This window comes from Streptomyces sp. NPDC048825 (assembly GCF_043198355.1).
GTDB classification, from domain to species: Bacteria; Actinomycetota; Actinomycetes; order Streptomycetales; family Streptomycetaceae; genus Streptomyces; species Streptomyces xiangluensis.
Genome location: NZ_JBICUR010000025.1, coordinates 19,303 through 35,779 on the forward strand (window position 1 = coordinate 19,303; position 16,477 = coordinate 35,779).

At 70.1% G+C, this 16,477-nt stretch carries 19 protein-coding genes and 1 pseudogene; 16 read left to right on the forward strand and 4 right to left on the reverse strand.

Annotation, left to right across the window (positions count from 1 at the left end):
* Positions 1-270: 270 nt before the first annotated feature.
* The 10 genes from ACGFNK_RS40615 (at position 271) to ACGFNK_RS40660 (ending at position 6,508) form a co-directional block, all read left to right on the forward strand.
* Entirely contained in the window at positions 271-675 is a 405-nt protein-coding gene (locus ACGFNK_RS40615; RefSeq protein ID WP_386336175.1) for a nuclear transport factor 2 family protein, read from the forward strand.
* A gap of 102 nt (positions 676-777) precedes the next feature.
* Entirely contained in the window at positions 778-1,065 is a 288-nt protein-coding gene (locus ACGFNK_RS40620) for a hypothetical protein (protein ID WP_393424791.1), read from the forward strand.
* 123 nt (positions 1,066-1,188) lie between these two features.
* Positions 1,189-1,446: a hypothetical protein gene (locus tag ACGFNK_RS40625; RefSeq protein ID WP_393424794.1), complete on the forward strand. Its 258-nt coding sequence runs from the start codon at positions 1,189-1,191 to the stop codon at positions 1,444-1,446.
* Complete coding sequence (locus ACGFNK_RS40630) at positions 1,447-1,626, forward strand: hypothetical protein (RefSeq protein ID WP_393424797.1); 180 nt, start codon at positions 1,447-1,449, stop codon at positions 1,624-1,626. It abuts the gene before it with no gap.
* Between the two features lie 171 nt (positions 1,627-1,797).
* Positions 1,798-2,886 (forward strand): fatty acid desaturase family protein, encoded by a 1,089-nt coding sequence (locus tag ACGFNK_RS40635; RefSeq protein WP_393424800.1) that lies wholly within the window; start codon positions 1,798-1,800, stop codon positions 2,884-2,886.
* A gap of 65 nt (positions 2,887-2,951) precedes the next feature.
* On the forward strand, positions 2,952-3,266 hold the full coding sequence (locus ACGFNK_RS40640) for a MocE family 2Fe-2S type ferredoxin (protein WP_393424803.1): 315 nt from the start codon (positions 2,952-2,954) through the stop codon (positions 3,264-3,266).
* Positions 3,267-3,302: 36 nt separating this feature from the next.
* On the forward strand, positions 3,303-4,538 hold the full coding sequence (locus tag ACGFNK_RS40645) for an NAD(P)/FAD-dependent oxidoreductase (protein WP_393424806.1): 1,236 nt from the start codon (positions 3,303-3,305) through the stop codon (positions 4,536-4,538).
* A gap of 16 nt (positions 4,539-4,554) precedes the next feature.
* On the forward strand, positions 4,555-5,556 hold the full coding sequence (locus ACGFNK_RS40650) for an aldo/keto reductase (protein WP_393424809.1): 1,002 nt from the start codon (positions 4,555-4,557) through the stop codon (positions 5,554-5,556).
* Positions 5,553-6,377 carry a creatininase family protein gene (locus ACGFNK_RS40655; RefSeq protein WP_393424812.1) on the forward strand — a complete coding sequence of 275 codons (825 nt, stop codon included), beginning with the start codon at positions 5,553-5,555 and terminating at the stop codon, positions 6,375-6,377. Before ACGFNK_RS40650 ends, ACGFNK_RS40655 begins: the two co-directional genes overlap by 4 nt.
* On the forward strand, positions 6,374-6,508 hold the full coding sequence (locus ACGFNK_RS40660; RefSeq protein WP_393424815.1) for a hypothetical protein: 135 nt from the start codon (positions 6,374-6,376) through the stop codon (positions 6,506-6,508). The genes ACGFNK_RS40655 and ACGFNK_RS40660 overlap by 4 nt, the downstream gene beginning before the upstream one ends.
* Here the strand turns inward: ACGFNK_RS40660 and ACGFNK_RS40665 are convergent.
* Positions 6,501-7,175 carry a TetR/AcrR family transcriptional regulator gene (locus ACGFNK_RS40665; RefSeq protein ID WP_393424818.1) on the reverse strand — a complete coding sequence of 225 codons (675 nt, stop codon included), beginning with the start codon at positions 7,173-7,175 and terminating at the stop codon, positions 6,501-6,503. The two genes, ACGFNK_RS40660 and ACGFNK_RS40665, sit on opposite strands and share 8 nt — an antisense overlap.
* Before the next feature lie 134 nt (positions 7,176-7,309).
* Between ACGFNK_RS40665 and ACGFNK_RS40670 the strand changes: the two genes are divergently transcribed.
* A complete protein-coding gene (locus ACGFNK_RS40670; RefSeq protein WP_393424821.1) occupies positions 7,310-8,287 on the forward strand; it encodes an NAD(P)-dependent alcohol dehydrogenase in 978 nt (325 codons plus the stop codon).
* A 51-nt stretch (positions 8,288-8,338) separates the two neighbouring features.
* On the opposite strand, the gene ACGFNK_RS40675 is transcribed toward ACGFNK_RS40670, so the two are convergent.
* The gene (locus ACGFNK_RS40675; RefSeq protein ID WP_393424824.1) at positions 8,339-12,157 is read right to left on the reverse strand and encodes an XRE family transcriptional regulator; all 3,819 of its coding nucleotides are present in this window, start codon (positions 12,155-12,157) and stop codon (positions 8,339-8,341) included.
* Between the two features lie 182 nt (positions 12,158-12,339).
* Here ACGFNK_RS40675 and ACGFNK_RS40680 point away from each other — a divergent pair, with 182 nt between their 5' ends.
* Together ACGFNK_RS40680 and ACGFNK_RS40685 are read left to right on the forward strand one after the other, a co-directional pair.
* Positions 12,340-12,801: an RICIN domain-containing protein gene (locus ACGFNK_RS40680; protein WP_393424827.1), complete on the forward strand. Its 462-nt coding sequence runs from the start codon at positions 12,340-12,342 to the stop codon at positions 12,799-12,801.
* Between the two features lie 46 nt (positions 12,802-12,847).
* Positions 12,848-13,456 (forward strand): peptidase inhibitor family I36 protein, encoded by a 609-nt coding sequence (locus ACGFNK_RS40685; protein ID WP_393424830.1) that lies wholly within the window; start codon positions 12,848-12,850, stop codon positions 13,454-13,456.
* An 80-nt stretch (positions 13,457-13,536) separates the two neighbouring features.
* On the opposite strand, the gene ACGFNK_RS40690 is transcribed toward ACGFNK_RS40685, so the two are convergent.
* Positions 13,537-14,007, reverse strand: a complete 471-nt coding sequence (locus tag ACGFNK_RS40690) for a PaaI family thioesterase (RefSeq protein ID WP_393424833.1) — start codon at positions 14,005-14,007, stop codon at positions 13,537-13,539.
* A 92-nt stretch (positions 14,008-14,099) separates the two neighbouring features.
* Between ACGFNK_RS40690 and ACGFNK_RS40695 the strand changes: the two are divergent.
* Positions 14,100-14,206: pseudogene (locus tag ACGFNK_RS40695) on the forward strand (carbonyl reductase); the annotation flags it as partial.
* 27 nt (positions 14,207-14,233) lie between these two features.
* Here ACGFNK_RS40695 and ACGFNK_RS40700 read toward each other — a convergent pair.
* Positions 14,234-15,073 carry an alpha/beta fold hydrolase gene (locus ACGFNK_RS40700; protein WP_393424836.1) on the reverse strand — a complete coding sequence of 280 codons (840 nt, stop codon included), beginning with the start codon at positions 15,071-15,073 and terminating at the stop codon, positions 14,234-14,236.
* Between ACGFNK_RS40700 and ACGFNK_RS40705 the strand changes: the two genes are divergently transcribed.
* Complete coding sequence (locus ACGFNK_RS40705) at positions 15,072-15,257, forward strand: hypothetical protein (protein ID WP_393424839.1); 186 nt, start codon at positions 15,072-15,074, stop codon at positions 15,255-15,257. The genes ACGFNK_RS40700 and ACGFNK_RS40705 overlap by 2 nt on opposite strands.
* 22 nt (positions 15,258-15,279) lie before the next feature.
* A complete protein-coding gene (locus ACGFNK_RS40710; RefSeq protein WP_393424842.1) occupies positions 15,280-16,365 on the forward strand; it encodes a LacI family DNA-binding transcriptional regulator in 1,086 nt (361 codons plus the stop codon).
* Positions 16,366-16,477: the final 112 nt, after the last annotated feature.

Sequence of the window (16,477 nt, forward strand, 5' to 3'; positions counted from 1 at the left end):
CCGCGTTCGGCCCGCACTCTGGCTGCTGTCCGCAGTTGCCGATTACAGCCCCGTCCTACCACCGCACACCGCGGAGGGTCCCCGCTCTACGGAAACCGGGACGGGAGCCCCGCTCGTCTCCCCGCCATGGCCGCGACCGCGGCGAGCACCTGGGAACGGGACTGCGTTTACCGCGCTGGGCATCGCGGGCGAAAATGCGCCTAGGAGGGTGCTCTTGAATCAGGGCTTGATGGGCTTGCACCGCATATCCGGACGGTAAAGTCGGCACACATGACAGCAGAGTCACCGGCGCAGACTGTGCAACGCTTGTTCCCGCTGCTCGCAGAGGGGAAGAGTGCGGAGGCGGCGGCGCTGTTCGCCGACTCGGTATCGTTCTCGATCCCGCACCCCCCGGGCATTCCGTGGGTACCGGAGGTCGACTCGGCGGAGGGCATGCGGACGTTCTTCGAACTGCTGCAGACCCATGTGCAAGCAAAGGAGTTCGACCTCCGCCAGGTCATCGCCGAGGGCGACGATGTGGTGCTCATCGGGCGCTTGGTCTCCGAGGTCAAGAAGACGGGCCGGGACATCGACACCGCGTTCGCCCTGCACACCACGGTCCGGGACGGGCGAATCACCCGCTACCACCTCTACGAGGACAGCTACGCCGTTGCCAAGGCCTACTTCGACGACTGATCGTCCGGCGGGCTCGCTCAGCTTGCCCTTCGACCGATCGTGCACTAGCACTCACAGAGCAGCGGACGGGATGATGGCCACCCAGAGCCCGAGGGGGTAGTCATGAGGTCGCGCCTGCAGTGGAACCACGGCCGCGGAGAGCATGTCATCGTCGAACGCAAACAGACGTACACGGCCGAGATCCTCGTCAAGTTCTTTGTCCTGGTCGGCCTGCTGTATATGCCGGTTCTCATCTTCCATTGGGGTGAGTGGATCCCGTTCGCCGGAGCCAGCATCTACCTGCTCTGGGAACTCAGCCGCACCGACAGCGCACTTGGCGAGCTCGCCGGCCTCTGGAACGAGCAGTACCAGCAGCGGCAGGAGTCGACTCGAACCGACTCCCTCCAGTGACACAGCCGGTCGGCGGCTGCATGACGATCCCGCCGTCGGCCCAGGGCACTCACCTCCGGAGCGCTGCCGGGCCACGGGACGGCCCTGCCTGTCCAGTCCGCCGAGGAGTGGGTCCTCGTCGAGATGGCCGACGGCGCCCTCGGCCTGCGGCGCCTCCCGTTCAGCGCAGGCTCGCGGGCACCAGCCGGAGCCGGTCCTGATCCGCACCGGCGGGGCGCTGCCGCGGCCAGCACGGGCTGGGCAACGGGCCACTGTTTGACCGGCCTGGTCAGCCGTCTGATCATCAACGTGATGGTGGCCCACGCGATGTGCGCCTCGCAGTACCCCGACGGCCAGGCTGCGCTGCTCGGCCAGCTGCGGGCGGCGGAGTTGGTGCGGTAGTTGAGCTCCGCCACCGCACGCAGCACGGCTTCGCTCTTTCCCGGGCTGACCTTCGGGGAGTCACGCAGGCCCAGCGAGACGCGCGGGACCAGCGAGACCATGGACTTGGACACCGGCCCGCTCGGCGACGTACAGGACCGCCGACCGCCTGCCCTTGCTCTGGCCCGCCGTCGGCAGTGATCACGGTCGCTTCCAGGAAACCGGTGGAGCGTTCCAGCGCCTGCCCAAGCTTCCAGCAACCGAATGTCTTGACATGCGAGGTGGCCGCTCTCACGATAACGGGACTGGAGCGCTCCATTAGAGCGCTCCAGTGCCCACGCATGACCGGCTCGATGGAGAGGACAGGGATGCATGGTGAAGTCCAGAGAGCGTCTGCAGCGCTACAGCCTCGTCGGCCCTGAGGGCGAACGCGCCGTGGAAGCGGGGCTGGCCGACGGCACCGACTGGTTCCGCAGCGACGTGCCGCGCCGCCGGATGAAGGAGCTGATGCGCCGCTCGGACTACCCGGCGATCCGCGACACGGTCATCTGGCTGGGCGCCATGGCGGTGTTCGGGACACTGGGCGCCGTCTTCTGGGGCAGCTGGCTCGCGGTGCCCTTCTTCGCCGCCTACGGAGTGCTGTACGGCTCGGCATCGGACTCACGCTGGCACGAGTGCGGGCACGGCACCGCCTTCAAGAACCGCCGGCTCGACGACGCCGTGTACTGGCTGGCCTCGTTCATGGTCATGAGGAACCCGACCGTGTCGCGCTGGAGCCACACCCGTCACCACACCGACACCCTGATCCTCGGCCGCGACCCGGAGATCCAGGTGATGCGGCCAGCCCGGCTGGCCCGCCTCCTGGCCAACTTCCTCGGCCTGGTCGACGTACCTCTGGCGCTGCGCGACACCCTCCTGCACTCGTTCGGACGGCTCACCGCGGAGCAGCGCACCTACGTCCCCGACACCGAGCGGACCAAGGTGTTCCGTACGGCGCGCATCTGGCTGGCGATCTACGCCGCAGTGATCGCTGCCTGCGTGCTGACCGGCTCGATCCTGCCGGCGATGTTCGTCGGCCTGCCGCGGATGTACGGCGGCTACATGCTCTACGTCTACGGCCTGACGCAGCACGCCGGGATGGGCGAGAACGTACTCGACCACCGGCTCAACACCCGCACGGTGCACATGAACCGCGTCAACCGGTTCCTGTACTGGAACATGAACTACCACGTCGAGCACCACATGTTCCCGATGATCCCCTACCACCGGCTGCCGGAGCTGCACGAGGAGATCAAGCACGAGCTGGCACCCGCGTACCCCTCCCTATGGGCCGCCTACAAGGAGATCATCCCGGCGGTGCTGCGCCAGCTGAAGGACCCGACCTCCTACGTGCGCCGCGAACTGCCCCCAGGCGCCCCTCCGTTGCACGCCCGTTCCGACGGACGCGCGCTCGCCCTGTAGTTCCGTAACCGCCGCGTCCGGTCCCACGCCGCCCGCGCGTCCCGCCTGCAAGGAGGCACACCGAGATGTCCCAGTGGATCGCCGCATGCCAGACCGACGACATCGAGCCGGAAGACGTCATCCCCTTCCAGCACGAGGGGGTGGACTACGCCATCTACCGCTCGCCGGACGACGACATCTACGCCACCGCGGGGCACTGCACCCACGAACGGATGCTGCTGTGCGACGGACTGGTCATGGACAACACCATCGAATGCCCCAAGCACAACGGCCGGTTCGACTACACCACCGGGAAAGCCGCGGGCGCTCCCGTCCTCGTCGACCTGCAGACCTACCCGGTCCGAGTCGAGGACGGCACCGTCTTCATCGAGATCGGCTGACGGGTGGGCGCCGCACCGGGGACGGATGCACCGGGGATGGTGGTCGTCGGGGCCGGCGAATGCGGTACGCGGGCCGCGTTCGAGCTGCGCGAGGCGGGCTGGACCGGCCCGATCACGCTGGTGGGCGCGGAGAACGTGCTGCCGTACGAGCGCCCGCCGCTGTCCAAGTCCGTGCTCACCGGACCCGACGAGACCTGCGAGCCCACCGCGCTGTGTGAGAGCCGCGCGCTGCGGGACGCCGGGATCGAGTTCATCGCCGGGGCCGCGGTCACCAGTATCGACCGCGACGCTCGTCGCGCCGTGCTGTCCGACGGGCGCCGGATCGCCTACCAGCGGCTGCTGCTGGCCACAGGGGCGGCCGCCCGGCGGCTGCCGCTGGCCGGCATCGACGCGGGCGGCGTGCGCTACCTGCGCAGCCGCGCAGACGCTCTCGTTCTGCGGGACCGGCTGCGGCCCGGAGCGCGCATCGGCGTGATCGGTGCCGGTTTCATCGGCCTGGAGCTGGCCGCCGCGGCGGCCGCACGGGGCTGTGCCGTCACCGTGATCGAGGCGGCGCCGCGCCCGATGAGCCGAGCGGTGCCGACCGCCCTCGCCACCGCGGTGGCCGACCGCCACCGGCAGGCGGGCGTGGATCTGCGCTGCGGGCTGACGGTGGAACGGCTCACGCGCCGGGACGGAGTCCTGCTGCTCGATCTTGCCGGTGGCGAGATGCTGGAGTGCGACACGGTGGTGGCGGGCGTCGGTGCCGTACCGGAGACCGCGCTGGCGGAGAAGGCCGGCCTCGCCGTCGAGAACGGGGTACGGGTGGACGCCCGTCTGGCCACCTCCGACCCCGACATCTTCGCGGCCGGCGACTGCTGCTCGTTTCCGCACCCGCTCTACGGCGGGCGCCGCATCCGCCTGGAAGCCTGGCGCAACGCCCAGGACCAGGGCCGGGCGGCGGCCCGCAACATGCTGGGCGACGACCAGCCGTTCGCCGCCGTGCCGTGGTTCTGGTCCGACCAGTTCGACCTCACCCTGCAGATCGCCGGACTGCCCGACACCGCCGCGCAGGAGGTGGTGCGCGAACGCCCCGACGGGGTGCGGATCCGGTTCGGCCTCGGGACCGGCGGCCGACTGCTGTCCGCCGCCGCGATCGCCACCGGCAACGCCGTGGCCAAGGACATCCGACTGGCGGAGATGCTCATCGCCCGCCGGGCCGCCCCGGCTACGGCAGCACTGGCCGACCCGGCCACCCCGCTCAAGGCCCTGCTGCGGCACGCGCCGATCTGAACAGGAGGCACCCTCCATGCACCACTCGTCCTTCCCCCGCTCCGGTGAACCGATCAGCAAACTCGGTTTCGGGGCCATGGGATTCGCCGGCTGGTTCGGCGGCAACGGCAACGACTCGGAGTCCAGCTGGATCGACAGCCTGCTGTACGCGCTGGACCGGGGCGTGAACTTCGTGGACACCGCACGGGCCTACGGCAACTCCGAACGCATCGTCGGGAAAGCACTGAGCCAGTGGTCCGGAACGCGTCCCTTCGTCGCCACCAAAGTCGAGAACCTCTCCGGGCAGCGCGGCTGGGGCACCCCCGTCGACCCCGAACTCGCCCACCCGCCCGGCCACATCCGCGCCGGCGCCCAGCGCTCGCTCACCGAACTCGGCCTCGACCACGTCGACCTCCTCCAGCTGCACATCTGGTGGCCCACGTGGGGCGTGACCGGGCACTGGATGGAGGAGCTGCAACAGCTCAAGCAGGAGGGACTCGTACGCCACATAGGGATCTCGATCCCGGACCACCGCTCCGACATGGCGCTGCCCCTGGTGCAGTCCGGCCTGATCGACTCCGTCCAGACGATCATCAACATCTTCGACCCGGTCGCCCTGGACAACCTCCTGCCGGCCTGTGTCGAGCACGACGTCGCCGTGATCGCACGCTGCGTCCTGGACGAGGGCGGACTGACCGGCACCCTCACCGAGGACACCGTGTTCGCCGAGGACGACTTCCGGTACGGCTACTTCGACGACATCGTGCCCCGCTCGGTCTACCTGGAGAAGGTCGACGAGCTGCGGCAGTACGTGCCGCAGTACGCCGGCTCGCTCGCCGCGCTCGCCCTGAAGTTCGTCGTCCAGGCACCGGGCGTCACCACGGCGATCTCCTCGATGCAGGTCCGGGAATTCTGCGAGGCGAACATCGCCGCGCTGGACGAGCCCGAACTCCCCGCCGAAATCCACGAGTTGCTGCGCTTCAAGCACCGCTTCATCAAGAACTTAAACGAAACCAAGATCTTTGGGGAGTACCGATGACGACCGCAAGGCCCGAACGCTTCGAACACACTGAAACGGTCCGCTGGGAAGACCTGCTGCCGCGTGAGTTCGAGCAGCGCCTGGCCCAACTGCCGCTTGTCTACCTGCCGATGGGCCTGTGTGAGCCGCACGGCCATGTCGCCGCCTTCGGCCTGGACACCCACAAGGCCGTCCACCTGTGCGAGGAGTCCGCGCGCCGCCTCGGCGGCATCGTCGCCCCGACGCAGACGTACCAGATCCACGAGACCGGATACCACCGGCCGTGGCTCAAGGAGGTGATGGGCGACGTCAATCCGCGCATGGGCAGCCTCCCGCCCGACGTCGTCCTGCGACTGCTGGTCTACCAGCTCCGGGCGTTCGTCAACGCGGGTTTCCGCGCCGTCGTCGTACTCACCGGCCACAACGCCAACCAGCCCGATCTGCGGCTGGCGGTCGAGGAGTTCCGCCGCGCCCGCGACATCCCGATCACCGCCGTCAGCGACCCGGAACTCGTCATGGGACAGTTCGAGGGCGACCACGCCGGCCGGTACGAGGTCTCCCAACTGATGTACGTCCGCCCGGAACTGGTCGACCTCGGCCGCCTGGACGATCGCAACACCACACCCCTCGGCCGATTCGCCCAGGGCGACGACGCCCATCTCGCCACCGCGAGCGAGGGCCGGGCCATCATCGAGGCCAGTCTCGACGCGATCAAGGCGATCGTGGACGGCTGCCGGCCGCTTCCAGAAGCGGACGCTCCGTTCATGTCGTTCGAGGAGGCCGAGGAGGTCTGGCAGCGCGTCGCCGCCCGCTCGGACGAATGGTGCACCCTTCGGGAGTGATCACGACACCGCGGCACGGGGAGGCCCGGCACTGCTCCCGCAACGCCGGGGCGGCCTCCATCATCCCGTTCCGGCGGCTCCTCGTCTGCGTCGTTGCTGTCCAGGGAACCGTGGAGCGGCCCGTCACGTGACCTGTCCGGCTCTCTGCAGTCCGTCGAGGATCAGGTCGAGGCCGAATTCGAATTCGTTGCTGTAGTCGTAGCCGGGGCTGAGAACGTGCTTAGTCGTCAGTTCGGCCAGGTGTGGGTACTGGTCGGCCGGGACCTGCGCCAGGATGGCCTGCGCCAGCTCCGCGGTCTCGGCGGGTGTGTCGAACGGCAAGTCGCGTTCCTGCAGGGCGAACCCGTAGATGTAGCTGTCGAGGGCCGAGTACGCGTGCGCGGTCAATGCGACGGAGAAACCGGCCTTGCGAAGACATCCGAGGACGGCGTCGTGATGCCGCAGCGTCGCCGGCCCGGGTGAGGCCCGCGACTCCATCAGGCCGATCGCCCAGCGGTGGCGGGACAGGACCTGGCGCATCGAGAGCGCCCGCTGACGCATCGCCGTCTTCCAGTCGTCCTCGTCGGAGGGCAGATCGATCTCGGTGAACACTGAGTCGATCATGCCGTTGAGGAGATCTTCCTTGTTGGCGACGTGCGTGTAGAGGGACATCGCCTCGACCCCGACCGCCTCCCCGAGCTTGCGCATGCTGAGCGCTTCGAGTCCGCTCTCGTCGGCCAGGGCGACACCTGCGTGCAGCACTCTCTGGCGGCTCAGCGGGATTCGGGGCGCTCGATCACGTCCGGTCCGCGGGGTCATGTGTGGTCCTCCCATCGTCGGCCTTGACAACCTTACGCCGTAAGGACGAACCTTACGGCGTAAGGACGATGAATCGAACCTGGGCATCGTCATGCAGCGACATAGCCGGCCACTGTGGCCTCCGAGGGGGAACCATGAAGTCGATCGTCCAGGAGCGGTACGGGCCTTCGCCCGAGAACGTTCTGCGTCTCGCAGAGATCGACAAGCCCACGACCGGGCGGGACGAGGTCCTGGTCAGGGTGCACGCGGCCAGCGTGGATCGCGGCACCTGGCACATCATGTCCGGTCTGCCGTATCCCGTCCGGGCGGCAGGGTTCGGTCTCCGTCGGCCGAAGTACCCCAACCCGGGCCGCAGTTTCGCGGGAACGGTCGAGGCCGTCGGCGGCGATGTGACCGGATTCAAACCGGGTGACGAGGTGTTCGGCATCTGCGATGCCTCGTTCGCCCAGTACGCGCGCGTCCGAACCGACAAGCTCGCCCCGAAGCCGGCCGACCTCTCCTTCGATCAGGCGGCTGCCGTACCCGTCTCCGGGCTCACCGCCATCCAGGCCGTTCGCGACCAGGGACGAGTCCAGGCCGGACAAAGGGTGCTGATCGTCGGCGCGTCGGGAGGCGTGGGCACCTTCGCCGTGCAGATCGCCAAGGCATACGGAGCCGAAGTGACGGCCGTGTGCAGTACCTCAAAGGTCGAAGCGGTCCGCGCGCTCGGTGCAGACCATGTCATCGACTACACCCGAGCCGACTTCGCAGACGGCCACCACCGCTACGACGTCATCCTCGACATCGGAGGCAACCGCCGGCTGTCGCAGCTGCGCCGCGCCCTCACCCCGACCGGGCGGCTGGTCATCGTCGGCGGCGAGACCGACGGCCGGTGGCTCGGCGGAACCGACCGTCAACTCCGGGCGCATCTGCTGTCTCCGTTCATCGGCCAGAAGCTCGGGACCTTCATCTCGTCGGAGAACGCCGAAGACCTGGAAGCCATCCGCGAGCTCATCGAGTCCGGCAAGGTCTCACCCGCCATCGACCGGACCTACCCGCTCGACGAGGTCGCCGCAGCCATCCGGTACATGGTGGAGGGGCGGACCTGCGGCAAGCTCGTGATCACCATCTAGGTAGGGGCGGGTCCCGGAGGCGGCAACACGGTGTTGGCTCGCGTACGCGCCTCAGCACGGTGGGCGGTACCTGTGCCGAGTGAAGTACTGGCGCCATTCGGCGCGGGTGATCGCAGGGGTGGCGGTGTCACAGATCCGGGACGCCACGCGCCGGACGTCAGGGTCCCACAGCAATGCGGTCCAGTCCTCGCTGCCGGTGGCCAGGGTCCGGCCGTCGGGACTGAAGGCGAGGGCGTCCACCGCTTTGGTGTGGCCCTGCAGGAGGGCCAGTTCCCGGGCGCCACCGCGATCGGTCAGGCCGTACAGCCGCGCGGTGTTGTCGGAACTCGCGGCGGCCAGCGTCCGCCCGCCCGGGGCGAAGGCGACGGACATGACACCGTCGGCGTAGCCGGTCAGCCGGTCCCGTGAGACAGGGCGGTGCGGATCGGTGAGATCCCACAGCCGTACGGTGCGGTCTTCGCTACCGGTGGCCAGTGTGCGGCTGTCGGGACTGAACGCCACTGATTTCACCGCGTCGGTGTGGCCGGCGAGGACGGCCAGGCGTTCGGGATGCCGTCGGCCGGCCATGTTCCACAGGACGGCCGTACGGTTTCGGGCCGCAACCGCCAGGGTGCGGCCGTCGGGGGCGAATGCCACGGAGTCGACCGCGCTGTTTCCCCGCACAGCAGCCAGAAGACGCGGATGCCGCATGTCGGTTGTGTCCCACAGCCGCACGCTGCCCTTCTCTCCGCCGGTGGCCAGGGTGCGGCCGTCGGAGCTGAACGCCACCGAGTTGACGTGGCCGATACGACCTTGAACGGCACTCAGCAGTTGGGGACGGCGCGATGTTCCCACGCTCCACAGCCGCAGCCTGCCATCGGCGCTGCCACTGGCCAGTACGCGCCCGTCCGGCCGGAAGGCCACCGAGTTGACGGCCTCTGTGTGGCCGGTGAGCCGGGCCAGTTGCCGGGGGCGGCGGACGTTCGCGAGGTTCCATAAGCGCACGGTGCGGTCGTAGCTGCCGGTGGCCAGGAGGCGTCCGTCGGGGCTGAAGGCGACGGAGTAGACCGAGCTGGTGTGGCCGGTCATGGCCGGCCCGGGAAGGTCCCACAGACGTGTGGTCTGGTCTTCGCTGCCGGTGGCCAGAGTGCGGCCGTCGGGGCTGAAGGCCAGCGATCCGACGCTTCCCGTGTGGCCCGTGAGGACGGCCGGTTCACGAACGGGACCGGGCCCGGTCAGCTCCCAGCGGCGTACCGTGCCGTCGACGCCCGCGGAGGCCAGGGTGCGGCCGTCGGGACTGAAGCCCACGGCATTGACCGCGTCGGTGTGCCCGGAGAGCACCTCCGTCGCGCGAGGTCGGCGTGGCCCGGCCACGTCCCACAGCCGCACCGTGAAGTCGGCGCTGCCGGTCGCCAGCGTGCGGCCGTCCGGGGCGAACGCGAGTGCTTTGACCTCACCGCCGTGACCGGCCGCGGGCGGCAGCTTCCGCAGCCGCCCGCCCGACGCGGTCACCTCCCACAGCCGCACCGTACGGTCGGAATGGCCCGTGGCCAGCATGCGCCCGTCCCGTTGGAGCGCCATCGCGGTCACGGCGGCGGGCGCACGGATCGCGGCAAGGGGACGCGGCCGGCGGGGATCCGACAGCTGCCACAGCCGAAGCGCGCCGCCGGAGGCTGTCGCCAGGGTCCGACCGCCGGGAGCGAAACCCAGTCCGACGACCGGGCCCGCACCGGCCGGCAGGCGTGCCGCGAGCCGGGGGCGCCGTGCGTCGCCGATGTCCCACACCCCGGCCGTCCCGAGGTCGTCTCCTGCGACCAGAAGACGGCCGTCGGGGCTGACGGCGACCGTGCGAACAGGGCCCCCCAGGCGGGGCAGCGTGCTCAGCTCGCGCGGCCGGTGGGCATCCGAGGCCCACCACAACCGCACGGACCGGTCGCTGTCGCCGGTGGTCAGCACCCGGCCGTCGGCACTGAACGCCATCGTCGTGACCGCGCTCGCCTGACCGGGCAATTGCGTGGCGTACGGGGTGGCGAAGGTGCTGAGCAGACTGCCACGGGCCTCGGGGGTGGGCGACAGCCGGTAGGCGGCCAGAGTCAACTGGGCAGCCAGAGCGGGGTTGGCCGCCCGCAGTGCCGCCGCCCTCTCGGCGGCCCGCTGCGAACTGGCGGCGTCGCGCTGCCGGTCCGCCGCTCGCTGCGCCCGCACGGCGAAGACAGCGGTCGTGCTCGCCAGCACGAGCAGGACGGTCAGCAGCGCCACCGCCCCGTGCCGGACCCGGGCGCGTCGCCGCACCGCCGCACGTTCGGCCGCCCGGGCGGCCAGGCTCGCGTCGAGGAACTGCCGCTCCCGCACGGACAAGGACGCGCGCCCCAGGGCGGTGGCCATGTCGAGGCGGGTGCCGCGGTACAGCGCACCGGGATCCCGGCCCAGCGCCTCCCAGGCCTGGGCCGCGTCGGTGAGCTGGCGCAGGGTCCGTACGGCCTCACGGTTCTCGGTCAGCCATCCATGCAGCCTGGGCCAGCACCGGATCAGAGCCTCATGGGCCAGCTCCACGCGCTCGCGGTCCAGCGTCAGCAGCCGTGCTCCGGCCGCACGATCCAGTACGGCACCGACGCCCTCGCCGTCGGCCTCGGCCAGCCCGTCCAACTCGTCCAGGCGTGCCGGCCGCCGGGTGTCCTCCGTACCCTCCCCCAGAGCCGTCAGCCGCATGAACACACCCCTGGCCAGCTTCCGCTGCTCCGTGTCCAGCCGCTGGTAGAAGTCCTCGGCGGTGCGCGCCAGGGCGCCCTCGAGCCCGCCCGCCGCCTCGAACGCCCCCAGCGTCAGCGCGTTGCCGCGTCGCCGCCGCCAGGTCTGCAGCAGTGCGTGCGACAGCAGCGGCAGCACTCCGGCCTGGCCGTGCGCCTGCGCCGTGAGCGACGCCAACAGTGCACCCTCGACGGTCAGTCCGGCCTGCTGGGCCGGCTTCACCACCGCCCGGCGCAGCTCGTCCAGGCTCATCGGTCCGACCGGCACCTGTGCGTCGCGCATCGCCTCCACCAGCAGCGAGTGGTGGGTGCAGTGCGCGTAGAAGTCGGCGCGTACGCCCACTGCCACCCGGCACCGGCCTGCCTCGGCCGAGGCGGCGGTGACCAGTGCCTCGATGAAGCGGTCCCGCTCGGCGTCGTCCGGACACAGCGTGAAGGTTTCCTCGAACTGATCGACGACCAGGACCAGGCCGCCGTCACCAGCTCCGGAACGGGCGGCGGCCTGACGCACCACACGGCCCAGGTTCGCCGGGTCCTCCTTCAACTCCTCGTACAGTCCGCCCGGCGTGACTCCCGCCAGCGCACCCAGCCGCACGGCGCACTCCTCCAGCGGCCGCGGCCCCGGCGTCAGCACCACCGTGGTCACCAAGGGCCGCAGGCGCGGCACCAAACCCGCCCTCAACAGCGACGACTTGCCCGAACCCGAGGCCCCGATCACCACCACGAACCGCTGTCGCTCCAGCCGTTCGGCCAGCTCCTCCACCAGCCGCTCCCGGCCGAAGAACCACTCCGCGTCCTGCTCACGGAACGAGCGCAGACCCGCGTACGGCGGGGGCGTGCCGGACGCCTCCGCCGTGCCGGGGTCGGAATGCGCCTCGCCCAGTCGTTCCGCCGCCTCCCGCCAACGGCGCTCCCATTCCTCGAGGTCACCGTCACAAGCGCGAACGTACGCCAGAGTCACCGCCAGTGTGGGCAGCCGCTGCCCGGACGCCGCGGAGGACAGGGTCGAGATCGAGTAGTGCGCCTGCTCCGCCAGCTCCCGGTAGGGCGGGTTGCCGGCCTTCTGCCTCAACTGCCGCAGCCCTGCGGCCAGTTCTAGTAACGGACCGCTCCCCGCGTCCAGCGGTCGCTCCTTGCGCGGCATCGCCGCACCTCCCCCGTGTCGTTTCCCCGTGCCGCAGTGGTCGCTGCGGCGTCACATTTTTCAGGACTTGTTTGTTCGACACCAGTGACCGAACGCGAACAACGCGTGGCCCGCTACACCTTGGGGCGAACGGCCCGGCGGCACTCCGCACAGGGCCCGGGCTCCATGGGAGGAGAAAACAGATGAGGCGAAACAGGCTCGTGCTCACGGCGGCGGGCGGCGCGCTCGCGCTGAGCGGTGCGCTGAGCACACAGGCCACGGCGGCGGACGCGGGGGGCGTCACCGTGCTTGCCCCGCAAACGTTCAAGAACGCGGGTACGAGCCGCTGTCTGGACGACAGCGACCGCGGGCTCCGCGCCGTGGGGTGCAACAACCTCACGACCCAGCAGTGGACCGTGCGCAACCTCGGCGGCAACCTCCGCGAGCTGAAAAGCGTCGCCACGGGCCGCTGTCTGGACGACAGCGACCGCGGGTTCCGCACCGTGGGGTGCAACAACCTCACGACCCAGCAGTGGAGGGTGACTTCGCTGGGTGGCGGCGCCATCCAGTTCCAGAGCGTGGGCACCGGCCGCTGCGCGGACGACAGCGACCGCGGGCTCCGCACCGTGGGGTGCCACGGCGGTACGACCCAGCGCTGGTCCTGAGACGTTCCGACCACGTGGACCGACACCGACAACACGGGGAGAACATATGCGCAATCGAATCAGGCCGGGCGTATCTCTGCTGGTCATGAGTATGGCCGCCGCAACTCTCGCCCTGAGCAGCGGCCCGTCGACCGCTCAGACGTCACCTGTCGATGGCGGCAGCAGCAGTTCCGCCGAGAACGCGGCTGTCATCGCGACCTACGACGGTAAGAAGATCAACCTCAGTGAGGGGTGGCAAGGGGCGCAGACCTGCGCCCAGTTCTCCGAGCGCGACGTCCGCTGCTACGACAGCGAGGCACAGTTCCGAGCAGACGCCGGCCTGCCCGCAGTGGCGAAGCGCGCCGGCGCCGAGAACGCGGCGGCGACCTGCGGTTCCGGCTGGACCTGCTTGTACGAGGGCTACAACTCCTCGGGACGCAAGCTCCAGTGGAGCGAGAACGGGCTCTATCCGCTGGAAGGCTACGGCTTCCGGGACAAGGCATCCTCGGTACGCAGGGGCGCCGGCTGCGCGGTGGAGCTCGTGGACGCCGTTCCAGGGTGGTGGGACGACACCATGCTCCTGTGGACCGACTACGAGAACGACCTCAGGGATCCCGTGTCATCGGACGAAAACTGGGACAACATCACCGACGAGATTGAGCTGCGCAGCTGCTGAGTCTCGGTCTTTCGTGGCGGCTCGCCAGGCCAACTGGCGGGCCGTTTCAGGTCATTGAGTTGGTGGCCGTGTCCAACCCGCTACGGGGCGCTGCGCGGCATTCGGCGGATGCTCCAGTCGAAGGTGCCCCGGCACACCGGCGTGCCCTCCGTGTCGGTGACCCCCGCTCGGGTGGAAAGGCGTGCTCTGTCGGTCTCGCCCGACAGGAGCCGGCGCAGGGTGTGGTGGGCCTCATCGCCGACGCGGCAGGTGGCCAGTAGGCGGCCTCGTGCGGGGGCCAGGAACTCCAGGGACGCCGCAGCGCCCAGGGGCACTACGTCCTCCATCTCCTCGCTGCGCTCGCTCGTGGCGATGATCGCGGCCAGGCCGACCGCGTCGATCAGGGCGATGAGGCCGCTGGAATGCAGTGAGCCGATGACGTTCGTCAGCTCCTTGGGTGTCTCCAGCGCGACCTCGGCGATGCCGTCGGCGGCTCGGAGCACCTCGATGCCGGCCGTGCGATGGGCCGGGATGGGCTCGAGGAGCGTACGGGCCAGTGCCGTCATGTCCATCGCCACAGGATCGCGGCGCGGGTTGACGCCCGGGTGACGTCCAGGACAAGGGACGGCGTCGGCCTCGGCGTCGGTGGGATCTGATGCTCGCTGAGAGCGTGGACCCCGCCCTGTACGGGGAGTTGGTCCGCTTCGGCCAGGCCCTGCCCTGGTACGGCGGAACGCCGCCCACCGAGCAAACGGGCTGCTCACCCCGTAAGCCCCGCGGACAGGTCAGTGGAACAGATCAGTTGGACAGGAACGCCGCGGCAGTCGCCACGAACCGGTCGGCGTCGTCGAGCCACGGGAAGTGTCCGGCTCCGGGCTGGACGACGAGCTTGGCGTTCGGGAACAGCCCGGTGAACTCGGCCATCACGGGAGGAGGTGCCGCCAGATCGACTTCCCCGGCGAGCAGCAGCACCGGCGGCCCGAACCGGGCGAGCACCGTACGGGTGGCCTCCGGGTCGAACGCGCCGTCGGCGGCGAAGGCGCTCGCGGCCTCCCTGTTCCGCTGCGCGGCCTCCGCGGCCTGGTGGGCCTGCGCCGCCTCGTCCCAACGGCCGTAGGACAACGGTGCGATGGCCTGCCAGCTGTCGCCGGTGGCCCGGCCCGCCACGATCGTCTCCAGAGCCGCGAACGCCGCCGCGAACCACGGCTCGTCCTGGCGAAGCCGCGCGATCTCGAGCCGGGTGTCGCCGGTGATCGTGAGGCCGACAGCCATGACGCTCGGGGTGATCAACGCGAGCTTGCCGACCCGTTCCTGATGACGGGTCACATACTGCGCCGCCAGATTGGCGCCGCCGGAATGCGCGAGCAGGTCCATCCGGGCCAGGCCGAGGTGCTCGCGCAGGGCCTCCACGTCATCGACGAGTCGGTCGCAGCGGTAGGAGGCGGTGTCCTGCGGTGTCGCCGACTGGCCGGTGCCCCGGAGGTCCAGCCTGATCAACTGCCGGTGCGCGGACAGTCCACCGAGGTCGCCGAGATACACCGAGTCCTGCATCCCTCCGGGCAGGCAGATGACCGGCGGGCCGTCTCCGAGCACGTGATAGGCAAGCTGAGTTCCGTCGTACGCGGAGAAGGCAGGCATGGCCGAGACCCTGTCAGCGGCGTTCGGAGAGAGCAACTGGGTTTTCCCGGCGTGGTCAGGCCTGTCCACCCGGACCGCCCCGGGACCGCACCACCCGATTGATCGATTGATCGCTATCATGGTCACATCGCGCGAATTCGATCGCGCAAGCCGCCGCGCGATCGCGCCCCGGCGGCGCGACTGACGCGGACGAGAGCGGTGAGGACATGCGGGAGTCGGCACAGAAGCGGCAGACCCGGATCGCGGAGGTGGTGCGGGACCGAGGTGTCGCGCGCATCACCGATCTCGCCGACGAGCTCGGCGTCTCCGTCGTCACGGTGCGCCGGGACGTCGAGGAACTGGCCCGGCGTGGGGAAGTGCGCCGCGGGCATGGGGTGGCGCGTTCGCTGCGGCCGGTGCCCGAGGAGAGCACCGCCGGGGGTGACGCCGTTGCCATGATCGTTCCCGAGCGCAACACCTACCTCACCGAGGCCGTGCAGGCCGCGCGGGAGGCCGCGGAGAAAGCCGGACTGCGGCTCGCCCTGCACATCGCCGACGACGCCGGGGCGGAGCGCGAGGCCGTGCGCCAGGCGCTGGACGCCGGGGCGCGCGGACTGCTGCTCTCGCCGCACTGGCGTACGCAGGCGGAGGCCGACGCCGACCACTCGTGGCTCTCCGGCCTGGACGTCCCCACGGTGCTGGTGGAGCGGCGCCCCGCCCGCACCAGCGCGATCTACCCGCTGGACTCCGTGCGCTCGGATCACGCGTACGGCGTGCATCTGGCGCTCGACCACCTGGCCCGGCTCGGCCACGGCCGGATCGTGCTGGCGGCGCGCGACGACAGCCCCACCGCACGGGTCATCCGCGCCGAGTTCGCCGAGCAGACCGCTGCCCGGGGGATCGCCGAGGGGTGCCGCACGATCCTCAGCTCGCTCACCGCGGGTCCCGACCCTCGCGCCGCCGACCCGCGGGCGGCGGACCTGGTCGAGGTGGTGGGGCAGAGCGGCGCGACGGCGGTGCTGATCCACAGCGACATGGACGCGCTGGTGCTGGTGCAGCGGCTTCAGGCCGCGGGGATCGACGTGCCCGGGCAGTGTTCGGTGGTGGCGTACAACGACGTGGTCGCCGACATGGGGCCGGTCCCCCTGACGGCCGTCGCCCCGCCCAAGACGGAGCTCGGCCGGGTCGGTGTCGACCTGTTGCTGCGTCGGCTCGACATGGCACGCGAGGGACTGCGCCCCGGTGCCACCCGTCATCTGGAGCTGCTGCCGGCGCTCGTGATCAGGGAGTCCACGGCCCCGCCGCCGGCCTGATCCCGGCCATGTCGGTCCATTGTCCGACTGGCAATTGTTCGTTTGACCGTTCTAGTTTCTTCTGTTCGCTCTATTGACGCCTTTTTCATCTGCCGCTCAAGATGCCCGTAAT